Source organism: Bradyrhizobium sp. NAS96.2, assembly GCF_001908235.1.
Lineage (GTDB): Bacteria > Pseudomonadota > Alphaproteobacteria > Rhizobiales > Xanthobacteraceae > Bradyrhizobium.
In genome coordinates, this window is record NZ_LGHK01000396.1 from 1 (window position 1) to 1,433 (window position 1,433).

Annotated in this window: 2 protein-coding genes; both read left to right on the forward strand. The window is 65.7% G+C overall.

From position 1 onward, the window contains the following. A partial coding sequence (locus tag AC628_RS44635; RefSeq protein WP_245321612.1) for a DUF5801 repeats-in-toxin domain-containing protein occupies positions 1-1,005 on the forward strand: 1,005 nt, incomplete at its 5' end. 11 nt (positions 1,006-1,016) lie between these two features. Beyond that, positions 1,017-1,433, forward strand: a 417-nt coding sequence (locus AC628_RS41530) for a DUF5801 repeats-in-toxin domain-containing protein (RefSeq protein ID WP_210190342.1), incomplete at its 3' end; no start/stop codon positions are given.

Sequence of the window (1,433 nt, forward strand, 5' to 3'; positions counted from 1 at the left end):
CATGTCACGTTCCACGACGATGGCCCGTCGATCTCGCTGAGCGGGAACGTCAACTCCCTGAACACCTTTGAGGCCTATCTGTCGGCCGCGACCAACGCCGGCATCAACGGCTCGACGCCCGATGCGGTGCCGACCCAGGGCCATGCGCTCGACACCGAGAGCTTTGCCGGTGCGTTCACGGTGGTGACCGGCGCCGACGGCGCGACGACGGCGTACGCGCTGAGCATTGCCGGCAACGGCACGGCGACCAACCTGATCGACAGCGCTTCCGGTCTCGGCGTGGTGCTGGACCAGGCCGGCAACACGATCTCCGGCTATGTGACTGGCCACGAAGGTGACGCGGCCTGGCTGGTGTTCACCCTGTCAGTGAACACCGCGACCGGTGACGTGACGCTGACGCAAGATCGTGCAGTGCATGAGAACATCGCTTCGAGCCCGGACACGGCCGAGGGCATCAGCCTGACCGGCGGCCTGGTGACGCTGACCGCGACGGTGACCGACAAGGATGGCGACAGCGCGAGCCAGAACCTCGACCTCAGCTCGCATGTCACGTTCCACGACGATGGCCCGTCGATCACGCTGAGCGGCACCGTCAACTCCTTGAACACCTTTGAAGCCTATCTGTCGGCCGCGACCAATGCCGGCATCAACGGCTCGACGCCGGATGCGGTGCCGACCCAGGGCCATGCGCTCGACACCGAGAGCTTTGCCGGTGCGTTCACGGTTGTGACCGGCGCCGACAATGCAACGACGGCGTACACGCTGAGCATCGCGGGCAACGGCACGGCGACCAATCTGATCGACAGTGCCTCCGGTCTCGGCGTCGTGCTGGACCAGACCGGCAACACGATCTCCGGCTATGTGACCGGTCATGAAGGTGACGCGGCGTGGCTGGTGTTCACGCTGTCGGTCAACACCGCGACCGGCGACGTGACCTTGACGCAGGATCGCGCGGTGCACGAGCCACAGCCTCCAGCCCGGACACCGGTGAGGGCATCAGCCTGACAGGCGGCCTGGTGACGTTGACCGCGACGGTCACCGACAAGGACGGCGACAGCGTCGCGCAGAACCTCGACCTCAGCTCGCATGTGACGTTCCACGACGATGGTCCGTCGGTGACGCTGAGCGGGAACGTCAACTCCCTGAACACCTTTGAGGCCTATCTGTCGGCTGCGACCAATGCCGGCATCAACGGCTCGACGCCGGATGCAGTGCCGACCCAGGGCCATGCGCTGGACACCGAGAGCTTCGCCGGCGCGTTCACGGTTGTGACCGGCGCGGACAATGCGACCACGGCGTATACGCTGAGCATTGCCGGCAACGGCACCGCGACCAACCTGATCGACAGCGCCTCCGGTCTCGGCGTGGTGCTCGACCAGACCGGCAACACGGTGTCCGGCTATGTCACCGGTCATGAAAATGACGCTGCGTGG